11 protein-coding genes and 1 pseudogene are annotated in these 17,087 nt (G+C 65.6%); 5 read left to right on the top strand and 7 right to left on the bottom strand.

The features are described from left to right. The 6 genes from AB0H00_RS27900 to AB0H00_RS27925 all read right to left on the bottom strand — a co-directional run bounded on the left by AB0H00_RS27900 (position 1) and on the right by AB0H00_RS27925 (position 9,080). Positions 1-2,031 (bottom strand): NADPH-dependent 2,4-dienoyl-CoA reductase, encoded by a 2,031-nt coding sequence (locus tag AB0H00_RS27900; protein ID WP_357272063.1) that lies wholly within the window; start codon positions 2,029-2,031, stop codon positions 1-3. A gap of 658 nt (positions 2,032-2,689) precedes the next feature. Next, positions 2,690-3,733 (bottom strand): LacI family DNA-binding transcriptional regulator, encoded by a 1,044-nt coding sequence (locus AB0H00_RS27905; protein WP_357272065.1) that lies wholly within the window; start codon positions 3,731-3,733, stop codon positions 2,690-2,692. Beyond that, a complete protein-coding gene (locus AB0H00_RS27910) occupies positions 3,714-5,123 on the bottom strand; it encodes an adenylosuccinate lyase family protein (RefSeq protein WP_357272067.1) in 1,410 nt (469 codons plus the stop codon). Before AB0H00_RS27910 ends, AB0H00_RS27905 begins: the two co-directional genes overlap by 20 nt. A 25-nt stretch (positions 5,124-5,148) precedes the next feature. Continuing rightward, positions 5,149-6,798 carry an iron ABC transporter permease gene (locus tag AB0H00_RS27915; protein ID WP_357272069.1) on the bottom strand — a complete coding sequence of 550 codons (1,650 nt, stop codon included), beginning with the start codon at positions 6,796-6,798 and terminating at the stop codon, positions 5,149-5,151. A 143-nt stretch (positions 6,799-6,941) separates the two neighbouring features. After that, entirely contained in the window at positions 6,942-8,000 is a 1,059-nt protein-coding gene (locus tag AB0H00_RS27920) for an ABC transporter ATP-binding protein (RefSeq protein WP_357272070.1), read from the bottom strand. Positions 8,001-8,042: 42 nt separating this feature from the next. After that, entirely contained in the window at positions 8,043-9,080 is a 1,038-nt protein-coding gene (locus tag AB0H00_RS27925) for an extracellular solute-binding protein (RefSeq protein ID WP_357272072.1), read from the bottom strand. A 520-nt stretch (positions 9,081-9,600) separates the two neighbouring features. Here AB0H00_RS27925 and galT point away from each other — a divergent pair. The 3 genes from galT to AB0H00_RS27940 all read left to right on the top strand — a co-directional run bounded on the left by galT (position 9,601) and on the right by AB0H00_RS27940 (position 13,651). Beyond that, a complete protein-coding gene (galT, locus tag AB0H00_RS27930; RefSeq protein WP_357272119.1) occupies positions 9,601-10,716 on the top strand; it encodes a galactose-1-phosphate uridylyltransferase in 1,116 nt (371 codons plus the stop codon). After that, on the top strand, positions 10,713-11,810 hold the full coding sequence (gene galK / locus AB0H00_RS27935; protein WP_357272075.1) for a galactokinase: 1,098 nt from the start codon (positions 10,713-10,715) through the stop codon (positions 11,808-11,810). The genes galT and galK overlap by 4 nt, the downstream gene beginning before the upstream one ends. A gap of 617 nt (positions 11,811-12,427) precedes the next feature. Then, positions 12,428-13,651 carry a patatin-like phospholipase family protein gene (locus AB0H00_RS27940; protein ID WP_357272077.1) on the top strand — a complete coding sequence of 408 codons (1,224 nt, stop codon included), beginning with the start codon at positions 12,428-12,430 and terminating at the stop codon, positions 13,649-13,651. A gap of 15 nt (positions 13,652-13,666) precedes the next feature. Here AB0H00_RS27940 and AB0H00_RS27945 read toward each other — a convergent pair. Beyond that, a pseudogene (locus AB0H00_RS27945) lies at positions 13,667-13,973 on the bottom strand (MFS transporter); the annotation flags it as partial. 640 nt (positions 13,974-14,613) lie between these two features. Here AB0H00_RS27945 and AB0H00_RS27950 point away from each other — a divergent pair. Together AB0H00_RS27950 and AB0H00_RS27955 are read left to right on the top strand one after the other, a co-directional pair. Further along, positions 14,614-15,741 carry a PLP-dependent cysteine synthase family protein gene (locus AB0H00_RS27950; protein ID WP_357272079.1) on the top strand — a complete coding sequence of 376 codons (1,128 nt, stop codon included), beginning with the start codon at positions 14,614-14,616 and terminating at the stop codon, positions 15,739-15,741. Between the two features lie 47 nt (positions 15,742-15,788). Continuing rightward, positions 15,789-17,075, top strand: a complete 1,287-nt coding sequence (locus AB0H00_RS27955) for an MFS transporter (protein WP_357272081.1) — start codon at positions 15,789-15,791, stop codon at positions 17,073-17,075. Positions 17,076-17,087: the final 12 nt, after the last annotated feature.

The following is a 17,087-nucleotide window of genomic DNA, read 5'->3' on the forward strand; positions in this document are numbered from 1 at the left end:
TCAGATTTCGGCTGCCAGACGGGTGCCCTGGCTGATGGCACGTTTGGCGTCCAGTTCTTTGGCTTCCTCGGCTCCGCCGATGACGTGTGCCCGTATGCCGAGGGTTTCGAGTTGGTCTTCGAGGTCTCGGACGGATTCCTGGCCGGCGCAGACGATGACGTTGTCGACGTCGACCACGCGCCGGTCTTCCCGGTTGTTGCCAAAGCTGATGTGCAGGCCGCGATCGTCGATCCGCTCGTAGTTGACGCCGCCGATCTGCTTGACTCCCTTGGCTTCCAGGGCCGCGCGGTGGATCCAGCCGGTCGTTGTGCCCAAGCTTCTTCCGAACGGGCCCGACTTTCGCTGCAGCATTGTCACGTCTCTGATGGCGGGGGAGGGTCTGCGCGTGGTCAATTGGCCGGGTGCGCGGTCGTCGTAGGTGATGCCCCACTCGGCCTGCCACTCCTCGAGGGTCAGGGCCCTCTGCCGGTCGACTGCGAGGAATTCGCTGACATCGAAACCGATCCCGCCCGCGCCGATAACGGCGACACGCTTGCCGACGGGCTTTTCGCTCCGGATCAGTTCCGGGTAGGACAGCACCATTGGGTGGTCGATTCCCAGGATGTCGGGAATGCGGGGGCGCACGCCGGTGGCCAGGACGACTTCGTCCCAGTTGCCCGCGGCGAGCTGTTCGGCGGTGACGCGAGTGTTCACATGCACTCTGACACCGGTGAGTTCGAGCTTTCGATGGAAGTACCGGATCGACTCGTTGAACTCCTCCTTGCCGGGGATGCGGCGGGCCAAATCGAACTGGCCGCCGATCCTGTCGTCGGCTTCGAAGAGCTCAACGTGGTGGCCACGCTCGGCCAGCCCGATTGCGGCCGACAGGCCGGCCGGGCCTGCGCCGACAACAGCGACGCGTTTAGCGCGCCGGGTGGGCAGCAGCTGCAGCAGCGTTTCGTGGCAGGCCCGCGGATTCACCAGGCAGGATACTGTTTGGTCGAGAAAGGAATGGTCGAGGCATGCCTGGTTGCAAGCAATGCAGGTGTTGATCTCGTCGACCCGGGATTCGGCGGCCTTGTTCACCCATTCCGGGTCGGCCAGCAACGGCCGGGCCAGCGAGACGAGATCCGCGTCGCCGCGGGCCAGGATGTCCTCCGCGACCTCGGGCATGTTGATGCGATACGAGGCACACACCGGGATGCTCACGTGTGCCTTGAGTTTGGCGGTGTATTCGACGAACGCGGCCCGCGGCACCATGGTCGCGCTGATCGGCACCCGCGACTCGTGCCAGCCGATCAAGGTGTTGAGGGCGTCCACTCCGGCGGCTTCCAAATCCTTCGCCAGCTCGACGATTTCCTCGAAGGTTTGTCCGTTTTCGACCAACTCGGCCATGGACATCCGGAATATGATGAAGAAGTCATCGCTGACCGCCGCCCTGATCCGCCGAACGATGTCGAGCGCGAATCGCCGTCGATTGGCCGCCGATCCACCCCATCGGTCGGTTCGGATGTTGGTGCACGGCGCGAGGAACTGGCAGATCAGCCAGCCCTCGCCGCCCATCACCTCGATTCCGTCGTATCCGGCCCGTTCCGCCAGCTGCGCGCAGCGCGCGTAGTCGGCGATCGTCGATTCGATTTCCTGCTCGGTCAACGCCCGAGGCTCGAACGGGCTGAGTGGCGACGCCACGGCCGAGGCCGATACGTTGTTGGGAATATGCGAGAAGCGGCCACCGTGCAGGATCTGCATCGCGATCTTGCCCCCGGCCTCGTGTACCGCTGTGGTGATGAGACGGTGTCGCTCCGCGTCGGCCTCGGTGAGCATCGCGGCGCCGAACGCCGAGAGCCAGCCTTCGCGATTGGGCGCGTATCCGCCGGTGACGATCAGGCCAACACCGCCGCGGGCCCGTTCGGCGAAATACGCGGCCAGCCGGTCGATGTGCCACTCCCGTTCCTCCAGGCCGGTGTGCATCGACCCCATCACCACGCGATTGCGCAGCGTGACATGCCTCAGTTCGAGCGGCGAGAGTAAACGCGGAAAAGCCGATCCCATGGAATGAACTTAATGACGGTCCGCGACCCTCGCAATGTGAACGGCCACGCGTTGTACCCACTTTTCTTCTGGGCATCGGACACTCGCCGTTGTCCGGCTCGAACAGGTGCACAACGCTGTCGGCGCGCTCGCGCAATCGGATCGTCTCGGCCAGGGCGACCCGGCCCGGCGGGGGCAACGGGCAGATCATCCGCAACCCGAGTTCGAGGCCGAAGACATCTCTCACGAAGGATTCGAACGACAGTGGATACCGAGCATGGGACAGTCGGCTATTTTTCCGAAACGAATCTGTCCGCATCGGATCCGACGGTGGCGCGCTTGTGGCGTCAGCGGAGGTGGCGCAGGGCGCGGTCGGCGGAATTGGCGCCGCACATGCCATGCAGGCCAGGGCCCCGCGTCCCAGAGTTTTCGCCACCTTTTGTGCGGCTGGCGCAATGCGCTACCTGGAGCTCCCTACACCGCGCCTGAGCTGGGGTATCACCCCGGGCATGGATGTGGACGCCGATTCGACCGTCCGCGAGGGTGCTCAGCGCATCAAGGCCGAACTCGCCCAGCCGTCGATCCGGATGGCGATCGGCGGTCACGGATCCGGGCTCGCCGGGTTCCGCGACGCTCAATCCGCCCGTCGCGTGGCGGTCGGCGCCGCCGATACCCGGTTTCAGTCCGTGCGGGTCGAATCCGGGCGGCAACCGCAGGACCGTCGGATGGCCAACTCGGACGGGAGGACAGTGGTCACCGGCCCGGTGACATCGCCGATGAGTCGGTCGTGCAGCAGTTGGGCCGCCCGGCGGCCGAACTCGAGCGGCTGGCGGCGGATCGTGGTCAGTGGCGGCTCCATCAGCTCGGCATGGCCGACATCGTCGAAGCTGATCACTGGGATGCTCGTGGCCCGTCCGGCATCATGGAGCGCGCGATAGACACCTAGCGCGATGTCGTCGCTATGACAAATGATGCCATCGCACGCCGCTTCGCTGGCAAGCAGTTGGCGCCCGGCCGCAAGACCCCCGCGTGCGGTTGTGGGGGACGTGATGTCGATGAGCCGCACCGGCGCGAGGTTGTGGCGTTCGGCCGCGGCCCGCACTCCGGCGAGATGGTCGCGCCGAGCAACCGAATCCGCCGGCCCGCCGAGATAGGCGACGGTGCGGCACCCGTGCGAGAACAGATGATCTGCCGCCAGATCGCCATCAGCGACGTCGTCGGTGCGCAGGTAGAGATCCGGGTCTTCACCTGCGGCGCGGGTCAAGAACAGCAGGGGGATCTCGCGGGCGGCAAACGATTGGAGGGTACGCGGATCGGTGGTGAAGGCTGGCACCATTACCACACCGGCGACGTTGCTCTCCTGGAGAAAAGTGACCAGCCGTGCCTGTCGGTCGGCATCGTTGAGGGTGTTCGCCAGCAACGACACGTAGCCCAGTCGGGCCAGACGCTGTTCGAGCCCGACGATCACCTCGGCGAAGAAGGGGTTGGTCACTGTGGTGACCAGTACGCCGATGACGTTGCTGCGACCGGCTCGCAACGAAGCGGCACTTCTGTTGTAGACATAGCCGAGTTCGTCCATCACCTGATGGACGCGGTCACGCGTCCGCTGTGACACCCGGCCGGTGCCGCGGACGACCAAGGACGCGGTCGCCCGGGACACGCCTGCCCGGTTCGCTACGTCTTGCAAAGTAGCGTGTCGGGTCTCATCCTGCTGATTCGTCACCTGTTGTGCCCGCCTCCCACTCCGCGCCGGCGCGGTCGCTTCCCGCGCAGCGAACAACCGCCGCACGAGCCCGGTCGACCTGCTCACGCGCGATGGCCGGGGCGAATCCGAGGTGCGCGTCGGGCTGGAGCAAACTTTCGATGTCCTGGGCATCGAGCCTACCGGCGACGCGGGCGTCCGCGGTAAGAGCGGCAGCGAATGGTACATCGGTGGTTATCGCAGTGTGGGCCGCGTCGTAGACAAGCTCATGTGCAGTTTGCCGACCAAGGGTTCGACCGAGCCGCAGCATGATCGCCTCGGACAAGATCATGCCATCGGACAGATCGAGATTGCGGCGCATGCGTTCTCGATCCAGACGCAGTCCGGCGACGATGACTTCGATGCGCGCCAATGATTCCGCGGTGAGCTCACAAGCACGCCGCTGCGTATCGAACAACACAGACGAGGCGTGGTCGGCCTCGTGCTCACCCATGGCCGATTCGAGAGCCAGCGGTGCCAATGCCCGAATCTCGGCAGTGATACCGATGATGTCCTGACACAGCTGCGGATTGCGTTTGTGCGGCATCGTCGAGCTGCCCACTGTGCCGGCCGGGATGGGCTCCTCCGCCTCCTGGTATTCCGTCTTCATCAGCTGATAGATCTCGCGGGCGATCTTTCCGCTGGTCGCAGCGACCAGCCCGAGCACGGTGACCAGTTCGGCCTGATGATCGCCGATGCTGCGGGAAGGAACGGCCATCAGCGCCAGCCCGAGTCGGTCGGCAACGAGTCGCTGCAGCTGCGGGGCTTGTTCGCCCAGAGATGCAGAGGTTCCCGCAGCGCCACCGAGCAGGGCGACGAACAGCCGCGGCGCCAGCTGGTCGAGCCGCTCGAGATGGCGCAGATACTCGTCGATCCACGCGGCGCTCTTGTATCCGAAGGTGATCGGCACAGCGTGTTGGCCGTGGGTGCGGCCGGCCATGACCATGTCCGCGCTGCGGTCGGTGAGTTCGGCGAGCGCGGCGAGGATGCTCAGCAGCTGTTTCCGGATCAGGACGCAGGCGCGACGCAGCAATAAGGTGTCGCCCGTCTGGGTGATGTTCTGGGTGGTGGCTCCCCAGTGCACCCATCGGCCATGTGGTGGCTCCACGGTGCGGCTGAGTTCGACGATCAAGGGCATCAAGGGGTGGCTGGTTCGTTCCATTTCGGCTTCGATGCGAGCTACATCGAGCCGGTCCAGCTGACAGCCGCGGGCAATTGCGGAGCCGGCTTCTGGCGGGATGAGATCCAGGTCGGACTCCGAAAGAGCGAGCGCCGCTTCGACATCGAGCCAACATTGCCAACGCGCCGACGTATCGAAAATCGGTTCCATCTCGCTCGGCGGCACTCGGCCGGAGGTGAATCGCTTTGCCATGTATCAGTATCCGTTCCTGTCGTGGTCAGATTCCCGCACGAGTGACTACCGTCGCCGCAGACTGATGGCGCCGTTGCCGCCGGTTGTGTTGCAGAGTGTTATCGACTATCAGAACGGCGAGGATCAACGCGATCTGCAGCGTTCCGTAGGCGGCGGCGGTGCCGAATTCGGACGAGTAGATGCGGTGGTAGATCTCCACCGAGAGCGGCGGAAAACTGGCCGGATATACGACCACCGACGCGACGTACTCACCCACACCGTCGACGAAGGCGAGCAACGCCCCCGCGACGACGCCTTTGGCGATCAGAGGGATCGTGACCGTGCGCAATACCCGTAGCGGGCCGGATCCGAGACTGAGCGCGGCCTCCTCGAGTGCGGGATCGACGGTGCCCAGCGCCGCGCCGGTCGACCGGAATACCAGCGGCACGAATCGAACGAAATACGCGACGGGCAGGATCCACAAGGCCCCGACCAGCGAGATCCCAAGATTGCTCGGTTGCGGTTCGTCGAACGCGTTGACCAGATTGACGCCGACGACAGTGCCGGGCAGGGCCCACGGCAGCATCACCATGATGTCGATCACGCCGCGGCCGCGTCCGCGCCAGCGGGCGACGACGTACGCCGCGGCGACCCCGACCAGTACGGCCCCCACCGTGGCGAGAAAGCTCATCTGGACGCTGACCGACATCGGCAGCAGGCTGCCCGGATCGGTGAACAGCGTGGCGTAATTGCCCAGCGTGTAGGCGGGCGGCAGGATCTGTGTCGTCCATGAGTTGTCCACCGAAAACGACACCAGCACCACGGTAAGCACGGGCGCCATCAGCACCAGGGCCAGTACAGTCGCGGCGACCGCGGCCACCCAGCGTATCGGCCCTCGGCTCGCGGTCCGGTCACGCTGAATCCCCTTGGACAGACTGCGGTGCACGCGCCGACCCTGATACCACCGCATCGAGACGAGAAAGCAGATCGACACAACCGCCAGCCCCGTCGCTTGAGCGGCAGCCAGTTCCTGGTTACCGCCGGTCTTGGTGGCGACGATCTGCATCGTCAGCGTCTGCACGTTGTAGAGCTGCGGAGCGGTGAACGACGCCATCGAGATCATGAACGTCAGCAGGGCGCCGGATACCAGCGCCGGAGTCAGCATCGGAAGAACAACCGTGCGCCACACCCGAATCCGGCTGGCGCCGAGGTTGTACGCGGCGGCCTCCAGCGACGAGTCCATCCCGGCCAGCCCAGCGGCCACCGGCAGGTAGAAGAACGGGAACATCGTGAATACGTGCACCAGCACCACACCACCGACGCCGTTCACCGCCACCGTACCCGGATCGATACCAAACCACTGCGAGAGTGTCCGCGGCACGATGCCGGTCACGCTGTAGAGCAGCACGAACGACACCGCGCCGATCAATGGCGGCAGTGCCATCGGGAGAATCGCGGCGACCTCGAGAATTCGACGGCCCGGAAAATCGAAGCGGTTCATCGTGACCGCGAGCAGAGTGCCGATGATGCCGCACCCGAGAACCGACGCGAGCGAGATCCCCACCGACAGCACCAGCGCCGTGCCCGACCCGCCATGGAGGAATGTCTCGTAGTTCGCCCGGGCGCCTTTTCCTCGCGTGCTCGAGATCGCGGTGTAAACCATGGGAATGACGACGAAGAGGAGGAGAACCGCCACAACCGCCACCGTCGGCAGGTAGACGAACCTTGCGCTGGAACTGCCTGGCAGCCGGCGACGCATTCTCTTCCAGCGGCTCGGCGCGGATCCCGGTGGGCTCGGGGCGTCTGGGGCGGGTGAGGCTATTTCGGCAGTGACGGCGGTCATGGCTGCACCAACCATGGGTGCCCGGAAGCGATCCCGATCGAGACGCTGTCACCTATCCGTGGTCGGCCGATGGCGTCGGACACGGAGACCCGCAACGTCAGATCCGGCGTTACTACGGTATAAGTGCTTGCAGCGCCGCTGAATTCGATGTCGGTGACTTTTCCCTCGGCCACAGCTCGCTGTGGTGTGGCGAATTCCAATGCTTCCGGACGCAGTGACAGCGCGAGTTCGTCACCGACACCGATCGGGCCGAATGCCGGTATCGGCACCGTAATGGACGACCCGCCAGCGAGCTCGACACCGACCTCGCGATCGTTCACCTCGACGACCGTAACCGGCACCACATTGCTGCGCCCGATGAAGCGGGCCACGAAGGCGGTGGCGGGACGGTGGTACACGGCCCACGGCGTGTCGATCTGATGCACGCGACCACGATCGAGCACTGCGATACGGTCGCTCATCGCCATCGCCTCGGCCTGATCATGGGTGACGTACACGGTGGTGATGCCGGCTTCCGACTGCACCCGCCGGATCTCGGCACGGGTTTCCTCCCGCAGCTTCGCATCCAGGTTCGACAGCGGTTCGTCCAGTAGCAGCACCGATGGCGCGATGACCACCGCCCGAGCGAGCGCGACGCGCTGCTGCTGTCCGCCGGAGAGCTGGTCGATCCGGCGGTGTCCGTATCCGGCGAGCCCGACCTGATCGAGCGCCACGGCGACACGCGCGGCACGCGACTTCTTGTCGACCTTGCGCGCCCGCAGCCCGTACGCGATGTTCTCGGCGACGGTCATGTGGGGAAACAGCGCGTAGTTCTGAAACACCATGCCGGTGTCCCGGCGGTTGGGCGCCATCGTCGTGACGTCCTTGTCGTTGAACAGAATCCGACCTCGGGTGGGGTCGACGAAGCCCGCGATGATCCGCAGCAGGGTGGACTTGCCGCATCCGGATGGACCGAGCAGTGTGAACAGCTCGCCGGCGGCGATGGTGGCGTTCATGGCTATTTCGGTGGTGTTGTCGTAGGTCTTCTGAATGTGATCGAGTTCGATCGGTATCACGATGTCTCCAACAGGACCGGAGGTTGATTGCTCAGCGCTTTGTCAACGGTGGTTCTTGATGTTCTGAACCCAATAGTCGATCCACTTGTCCTCCTCGCGATTCACCGTCGCCCAATCCACCGACATCTCGTGTAGATCGATGTCGGCCAGCCAGGCCGGATCCCGCGGGAGCGGCACGGTCGGGAGCTGAAACGTCCGATCCGCCAACATCTGCTGAGTGGAGGGGCGGAGCAGGAACTCCAGGAAGGTGTCTGCATTGCCGCCGTGCGGTCCACTTCTGATCTTGCCGACACCGTCGAGCTGCATCAGTGCACCCGATGTCGGTGCCACCGGCGTGAACGGCGCGCCTCTGGCCCGTTGTCCCAGGATGTCTTGCAGATTCCAGACACTGATCGGCGCCTCTTGCCGTTGGACGCGCAGATACAAGTCGTTCGGATGCGGGACATAAGCCTCGGTGTTGCGGTCCAGAGCGCGCAGGAAGTCATAACCCGGCTGGGGGTCGCCGGTTCGAGTATAGGAACGACCGATCAAAGCCCCGTAGATGCTGCGCATCGTTCCCGATGCCGCTACATCACGGATCAGCAGCTTTCCCTTCAGTGCCGGCGCGATGAGATCGTCCCAATCTTTCGGCGCCTGCCCGGGCTCCACCATCGCGTGGTTGTAGAAGATCAGATTGACTGTGCGCATCTCGCCCAGCCACAAATTGTCCGACCCTCGAAACTGTTCCGGAACACGGGCGATAACGTCGTCACGAGCAGGGGACAACACACCGGCTTGCACGGCTTCGCCGAATTGCTGTGGTGTGCCGCCCCACCATATGTCCGCTTGGGGGCGATGCGTCTCGGCCCGGACTCGCTCCAACACCTCACCTGCCCCCAGGGTGAGCAACCGTACACGTCCCTTGTACTCCGGGTTCGCGGCCTCGAACGCGTCGATCACCGGTTGCGAGATGCTGCTCGGGCGTGCCGTATAGATGGTCAGTGCGGTCGCGGTGTGCCCGGATGTCAGTCCACATGCAGAACCCACCCATGCCAGCACCCCTACCAGGGACAGCGCAACGAACGACTTGGTGGCCTTCATCGATGAACGCCCTCTCGCGCAAACACATGACCTCCGCGACTACTGAGGGCCGAAAGGCGCGCCGTGTAGCCATCCGCAAGGTGGTAGATCGATCTACCGACCTGCTAGAGGAAACCATCCCAGCCAACGCGCTGTCAATAGCTATGTGACACACCGACGAGCTCGCACGAGCAGAGCGATCCGACCAGTGCCGACTGTGTCCGCAGTCCCATCGACGGTCTCCGCCTGGAGAGGCGCTGTGGCAGTTCGTGACTCGCGAGGATGTGTCGCGGGAGCGGCATGAGGACAGGGTCGTGCGCTGCCCGCGCTGCCTCCGTCCGCAGGGAGGGCGGTGGCACCGCATCCACGGCGCCGCCGCTCCGATTCATCCGATGTGAGTGTTCACGGTCGTCGGTGTACTGTCCGACCGAATCCTCGAGCGACGATCGGAGGTCGCCATGGCGCCGCCGCCACTTCACCGCCCGCCCACCTGGGCCCAGGTCTACTGCCGGGCGGCCCAGTGATCACCACCCGCCGGAAGCTGTCCGACGGCCGCGAGATCCTGTACTTCGACGCCGACCCGGGCGTACCGCGCACCGCGACCGGCACTCGCGAGCCGCTACAGACGACCACGCATTCGCAGCGGCGCTTCGATCCTCTGCTGGGCGAGTGGGTAGTGATCGCCTCGCACCGGCAGACCCGGACCTTCCTGCCGCCCGCCGATCTGTGCCCGCTGTGCCCGTCCACGCCGGAGCGGGCCACCGAGATCCCCGAATCCGAGTATCAGGTGGTCGTTTTCGAGAATCGGTTCCCCTCGCTGTCCACCGGTCACGAAGGCCCGCTCGGGCCCGGTGCGGTGCCGGACGCAGACGGGGCAGGATCGGTTGGCGCGACCGTCGCGGGCTCACCGCTGACCCCGCTGCGCGACGGCTTCGGCCGCTGTGAAGTGGTGTGCTTCACCAGCGATCACGATTCCTCCTTCGCCCAACTGGATCCTCAGCGCGCCCGATTGGTGGTGGACGCCTGGGCGCAGCGCAGTGCGGAACTGGCCGACATCGATGGCATCGGGCAGGTGTTCTGCTTCGAGAACCATGGTGCGGAGATCGGGGTGACGCTGTCGCATCCGCATGGACAGATCTACGCCTACCCATTCGTCACACCGCGGGTGACCAGGATGTCGGAGAATGTGCGGCGCTACCGGAAGTCCCACGGCGGCAACCTGTTCGGTGACCTGCTGGCCGACGAGCGCACGGCCGGGCTGCGGGTAGTGGCGGCCAATGAGGAGTGGACGGCGTTCGTGCCGCCGTTCGCGCGCTGGCCCTACGAGGTGCTGCTGTATCCCCATCGTCGCGTCGCTGACCTTCCTGACCTCGAGGCCGCGCAGCGCGATGCGTTCGCGACACTGTACTTGGATGTGCTGCAACGCTTTGCGCACTACTTCGACAGCCCGATGCCGTATATCGCCGCGTGGAATCAGGCGCCGACGCCAGGATCCGGTGTGGCCCGCGAGGATTGGTGGCTGCACCTGCAGCTCTTCTCGACCCGTCGTGCGGCGGACAAGTTGAAGTACCTGGCCGGCTCGGAGTCCGGTATGTCGGTGTTCATCAGCGACACCACGCCGGAGACGGTCGCGGCCGAATTGCGGGAGATGCGGTGACCAGCGGGGTATGGGCGGCGCCCGGGCGGGTCAACATCATCGGCGAGCATACCGACTACAACGACGGCTACGCCTTGCCGATCGCCGTCCCGCAGGTGGTGACCTGTACCGCGGTGGCGACGGGCGACGGCAGGGCACGGGTTTCGTCACGGCAGCATCCCGGCGAGTCGGTGAACGTGCCGATCACGGGACTGGCAGAGGCCGATGTGTCCGGCTGGGCCAGGTATCCGCTGGGTGTGGTGCACGAATACCTCCGTCGCGGACATGCGGTCGCGGGCGTGACACTGGAGCTCGACGGCGCGGTGCCGGTCGGCGCCGGGCTGTCATCCTCGGCGGCTGTGGAGTGTGCGGTGGCGATCGCGTTGCGTGACCTGTTCGCGCTGCCCGTCGCCGACACCGACCTCATCGACATCGGCCGGGCCGCGGAGAATACCTACGTCGGCGCGGCCACCGGCACCCTGGATCAGTCGGCCTCGGTGCTGTGCACCGCAGGGCACGCCCTGTTCCTCGACTTCGCCAGGGGTGAGCACACGCAGATCCCGTTCGATCTGGCCGCGGCGGGGCTGCAACTGCTGGTGGTCGACACCAATACCCCGCATCAGCTGGTCGATGGCGAATACGGCAAGCGGCGCACCGAATGTCAGGAGGCCGCCGCGGCGCTCGGCGTGCGCGCGCTGCGCGAAGTCACCGATCCAGCCGAAACGGATCGGATCGGCGATCCTGTGCTGCGACGGCGGGCCCGCCATGTCGTCGCCGAGAACGCCCGGGTGCTCGCGGTCCTCCACACTCTGCGCGGTCGTCACGATCCGCGCGAGATCGGGCCGATCCTGACCGCAGGGCATGCCTCGCTGCGCGACGATTTCGAAATCTCCACACCGCAACTCGACGCCGCGGTCGATACGGCGCTGGCGGCCGGCGCCCACGGAGCTCGCATGGTGGGTGGTGGCTTCGGCGGTAGCGTCATCGCGCTCGCCGACGCCGAGCGCACGCGGCACATCGCCGCTGCCATAGCGACGCGGTTCCACGCCGAGAACTTCACAGCGCCCCGGACCCTCGTGGCGGTACCGTCGGCTGGAGCGCGTCGGATCTCGTGATCCCGCGCTAGCCGGGTTCCGGCCGCCAGCGGCATGGACGCCTATCGCCCGTCATCGAGCACCTGGTCGAACGTCCCCAGCACAGCCGCCACCGGCTGGAGTCGGGTGAAGTCGTCGCCCGCCACCGCGGTGTCGCGGATGTGTACGGCTGTGCATCGGGTGATCAGTGTGCCGTCCGCGGTGACAGCGGTAGCCGTGGCAGCGAGTACCTATCGCCAGGCATCGCCGACACTGCGTGCTGGCAGGCAGATCGGATACCTAGCCGTGCCCCGGGATCCTGACCGTGGGTTTTCCGAATTACTTCGGGAACCCAGGGGGCTCCGAACAGAACCAACCGGCCGCGTTCTTGCGGTATCGTCGCCAATGGCTATCTGTCCTGGGTCCAGGAGAATCATGACGCGCACCGTGTCGTCGGTATCCACAACCGCCAGGATCGATCCACAAGTCACAATCATTGCTCGCGGATCCCGGTTTCGTGCAGGGGTGGACGCGCGTGCAGGGTGCAAGGGTGTAGCCCCTCAACCCCAGCCGCTTCCCCATATCGAAGCGATCCAGCTGCCCGGAAATCCAATTGCCGGTGCACCCTTACGCAGTTCACTGAGGAAGGGAGTTCACTGATGGAGGAGTGGTCTGCGTCCCCACCCCGTCGGGTGAGCGTAGTAGTGGCTGGCGCCGGAGCCCGCGGCGGCTATGAGGCAGGTGTGCTTTCGGTGCTGGTGCCGCGCCTACGCCGCGCGGGTGTCGAAACGTTACGGTTTGTCGGCACGAGCGCTGGAGCCATCAACGCGACGATCTTTGCCGCCCTGTCGCACTTGCCGCCGGCCGAGCAGGCACAACAGGCGCTCCAGGTCTGGCGCGACATCACAGTCTCCGACGTGTTCCGGTCGCCGATCATCGGGTTTCCCCGCGTCGCAACCCGCGCTACCGGCCAGCTACTGCGAATACCGCGAGTGCAGCTGACCAATCTGCTCGACACCGATCCGCTGCGCCGCACGGCCCGATCAGTCATCGATTGGAATCAGCTGCGGACCAATATCGCCGAGGGGCGTACCACGCTGGCGGTAGTCGCGACATCCGGCGCGGACAACCGGACCGTTGTGTTCGTCGACGGCGCCGACGCAGTGCCGCTGCCACCACCCGACGATGAACGGCCGATTGATTACGTGGCCGCCGACATCACGCTCGAGCATGTGCTCGCGTCGTCGGCCATCCCGATCGTATTTCCACCCGTTCGCATCAGCGAACCGCAACAGTGGAACGGTTGGTATTTGGACGGCGGTATACGGCTCAACGCACCACTCAAACCAGCGATCGCGCTGGGCACCGACGCGATCGCCGTCGTGGCGACTCACCCCGAAGTCGACGCAGCACCTGCACTGCCTGCGAACAACCTACCGCCCGACGTGGACGACGTAGTCGTGCGTTTGATGGATGCTGCGCTGGTCGACCGGATGATCGAGGACCTGCGGACCCTCGCCAAAGTCAACACCCTCGTCGACTCGACAGAATGCGTCACCACGACCGGGCGACCACGAAAGGTCATCCCCTTCCTTTCTATCACCCCGCCAGCGCGGGCAACCCTGGGCAACCTTGCCGAGGAAATATTCGCCAACCAGCGCCACCAGCGGCGAGGCATCGTGCGAATGCTCCGTCATGCAGAGCTACGGATGCTGGGCCGCGCGTTGGGCGGGGACGGCCCTCGCCGCGGTGACTTGTTCAGCTATTTGTACTTCGATCACGAATTCATCGAGGCATCAATCGCACTCGGCCAGCATGACGCCTACGCCGCATGGAACGACCTGCCGCCGAACGAGGTGCCATGGCGGGTCGGTCCCCGATAGCCGCTGTCGACCGATGACCGCGCCGAGCAGATCGACAGGACTGGAAGGCTGTGGTGCGCTGGACATCAGGGCAGGCACGGCGATAAGCGCGAAAATCGCGCTCGGAGCGTTGATGTAGAAACCCGAGCCGGCTGATGTACTCGGTGATGACACCCCTGAGGAACACACCCGCAGTGCCACCGGCCGGAGCCGCCGCCACTGACGCCCGCGCCTTGGTCGATTTCCGCGGAGCGGAACCGAACAGCATCATCGGCAGCGTCAGCGCCGACGGAGCGATGAGTGCCGCCCCGGCACCTCGAGCGCCACGACCGGCGAGTTCGACTTCGGCCGAATGTGCGCCGCCGTTACCGTTGTGGCGCCCCGTTTCGGGCTCTCCAGATAGGTATACCCCGTAGCGGTAAGTTGCTATAGTCGGACATTGTGAATTCTCTCGGTCGGTTGCGGCGCGGTGGAGTCGTGGTCGCATTTGTCGTGTCGGTGCTGCTCGTGGCACACATGATCGACTGTGCACTGCTGGGATCCCATGCGCACCGGCCTCCATCGCCCGCCTCGGTAGCCGGGCACTTCACCTCCCGTGCGCATTCTGTGCCGGAGGAGCACACCCACGGGGCTGCAACAGATTCGGATGATGACTGCGGTCCGCACATCGTGCACTGCCTCGTCAAGTCGGTGCTGCCAAGCACAGGGACGAGGGCCCTATCGCTTCAACTGTTGGTGTTGATGTTGGTTGCGGCCGCTGTTGTCCTCACGGTCGTCTTCTCGCCACACGGCCGCGGTGTCCGTGGTCCACCGGCGACGTCCCTGCCCGCTGCGGGTGGGCGGGATCTACTCACGCGGTTCTGTATCGCGCGACGCTGACAGGTCAGCGCCAGGCCGACGTTGCCGGGTCGTCGGCCGGTGTTCGCTGCCCATTCATCGTTCGGACCGTCTTGATGGCGGTCCAGATACAGGAAGCGACAGTCATGAACAAGATTGTGTTCGACAGGCGCACCGAGATATCCGCAGGGATTGGTGCCGCGCCGGGCGCGGTCCGGCATCCCCACGCATTGGTCGGGAACACTCCCGTCCTGTGGGTCGGCGCCCCGCTGGCACCGGTCGGGCGTGGGTTCTGGGCCAAAATCGAAGCGGCCAATCCCGGCGGTATGAAAGACCGTCCCGCGCTGCACATGGTGCGGCGGGCGGAAGTCCGGGGCGAGCTGGCGCCTGGGGCACGGATCATCGAATCCACGAGTGGAACATTGGGTTTGGGTTTGGCGCTGGCTGGAATGGTGTACCGCCACCCGGTCACGGTGGTGACCGACCCCGGTCTGGAGCCCATCGTCGCGCGAATGCTCGCGGCCTACGGCACGCAGGTGGACGTCGTGGCCGAGCCGCACCCGATCGGGGGCTGGCAGCAGGCCCGTCGCGATCGGGTCGCGGAGCTGCTCGACCAGGATGTCGATGCCTGGTGCCCGGACCAGTACAGCAACCCGGACAACGTCGACGGCTACGAATCGTTGGCGCTCGAGCTGATCGAACAGCTCGGCGTGGTGGATGTGCTGGTGTGCGCGGTAGGCACCGGCGGACACTCGGCCGGAGTGGCCCGGGTGCTGCGCCGATTCAATCCGGACCTGAAGCTCATCGGAGTGGACACGGTGGCTTCGACGATCTTCGGTCAGCCCGCGGGCCCTCGCCTGATGCGCGGCCTGGGATCGAGTATCTACCCGCCGAACATCGACTATGCCGCCTTCGACGAAGTGCACTGGGTAGCGCCGTCGGAGGCGGTGTGGACCTGCCGCACCCTCGCCGCGACCCACTATGCCGCCGGCGGCTGGAGCGTCGGAGCCGTGGCGCTGGTCGCGGGCTGGGCGGCCCGCACCCATGACGCCGACGCTACTGTCGCTGCGGTGTTCCCCGATGGTCCGCACCGCTATTTCGACACCGTCTACAACGATCGGTATTGCGCCGAACACGGATTGCTGGACGGCGCCCCGCCGATCGAGCCGGACACTATCGCGCATCCGAGCGAGCGGGTGGTCCAGTCTTGGACTCGCTGTGCGACGGTGGTCGATCCACGCGCGCTGTCCCTGGTCGGGGAGGCGGTCTCGTGACGGTGTTCCGGAAGTTTCGTAGTTTCGACCTCGCTGCCAGGTGGTTGATGGTCAATCAGTTCGGCATCAACCTCGGCTTTTACATGTTGATGCCGTACCTGGCGGGCTACTTGGCGGGTCCGCTCGGTTTGGCGGCGTGGGCGGTCGGGCTGGTGCTGGGCGTGCGGAACTTCTCCCAGCAGGGCATGTTCCTGGTCGGCGGCACACTGGCCGACCGGCTCGGGTACAAGCCGCTGATCGTGGCGGGGTGTCTGTTGCGTACCGGTGGGTTCGCGCTGCTGGTGTTCGCGACCTCACTGCCTGGTTTGTTGATCGCGTCGGCGGCAACGGGTTTCGCCGGGGCCCTGTTCAATCCGGCGGTGCGTGCCTACCTTGCGGCCGATACCGGGGAGCGTCGGGTGGAAGCGTTCGCGGTGTTCAACGTCTTCTATCAGGCGGGCATCTTGGCCGGTCCGCTGGTCGGCCTAGCGTTGATGGCGGTGGATTTCCGGGTGACCGCGGGTGCGGCGGCGGTGGTGTTCGCGGCGCTGACCGTGGCGCAGCTGTTCGCCTTGCCCGCCCGGCGCACGGAGGCGGCGGCGGAGAAGCCCTCGGTGCTCGACGATTGGCGCACGGTCGTTGCCAACCGGCGGTTCGTGTGGTTTGCGCTGGCGATGATCGGCTCGTATGTGCTGTCGTTCCAGGTGTATCTGGCACTGCCGTTACAGGCCGAATTCGTCGCGGGCGCACGATCTCAGCTGCTGGTGTCGGCGGTGTTCGTGGTATCCGGAGTGGTAACGGTCGCCGGGCAGTTGCGAATCACCGGATGGTTCAAGGCGAGATGGGGGACCGGCCGTAGCTTGGTCGTCGGCATGGGGATCCTGACCGCGTCGTTCGTGCCGCTGGCGGTTGTATCCGGACCGGACCGATTCGGCGTCGCAGCCGCGGTCGGGGCACTGCTGGTCTCGGCCGCAATCCTGGCGGTCGGCACGGCGGCGGTATTTCCATTCGAGATGGACACCGTGGTGACACTCTCGAGTGGAAGACTGGTGGCGACTCATTACGGTTTCTATAACACCGTCGTGGGTGTCGGCATCCTGATCGGCAATCTCGCCACCGGCGCCATTGTCGGCGCCGCCCATGACGCCGCAGCGGACTGGGCGATTTGGCTGGGACTCAGCCTGATCGGCGTCCTCGCGACGTTCGCACTACACGGCCTCGACCGTTTCCGGCCCACAGCTGTCTCCATCACAGGCGCTCACCCGGTAGGCCGCCGCCGGCCACCGAGTGTGCACGCGGCCAGTCGAGGAACTGTCCCCGCGGGGGCGGACGACGCAACCGACGGGATGCGCTGATCGCACGGTCGC

The sequence above is a fragment of the Nocardia sp. NPDC023852 genome (assembly GCF_040639505.1).
In the GTDB taxonomy this organism is placed as follows: Bacteria; Actinomycetota; Actinomycetes; order Mycobacteriales; family Mycobacteriaceae; genus Nocardia.

Excerpts from the sequence above, each read along its gene's own strand:
- AB0H00_RS27925 (WP_357272072.1), bottom strand. The coding sequence starts at position 9,080 with ATGAAGGCCACCAAGTCGTTCGTTGCGCTGTCCCTGGTAGGGGTGCTG.
- AB0H00_RS27940 (WP_357272077.1), top strand. The coding sequence starts at position 12,428 with ATGGAGGAGTGGTCTGCGTCCCCACCCCGTCGGGTGAGCGTAGTAGTG.
- AB0H00_RS27910 (WP_357272067.1), bottom strand. The coding sequence starts at position 5,123 with ATGGCAAAGCGATTCACCTCCGGCCGAGTGCCGCCGAGCGAGATGGAA.
- AB0H00_RS27900 (WP_357272063.1), bottom strand. The coding sequence starts at position 2,031 with ATGGGATCGGCTTTTCCGCGTTTACTCTCGCCGCTCGAACTGAGGCAT.
- AB0H00_RS27955 (WP_357272081.1), top strand. The coding sequence starts at position 15,789 with ATGGTCAATCAGTTCGGCATCAACCTCGGCTTTTACATGTTGATGCCG.
- AB0H00_RS27950 (WP_357272079.1), top strand. The coding sequence starts at position 14,614 with ATGAACAAGATTGTGTTCGACAGGCGCACCGAGATATCCGCAGGGATT.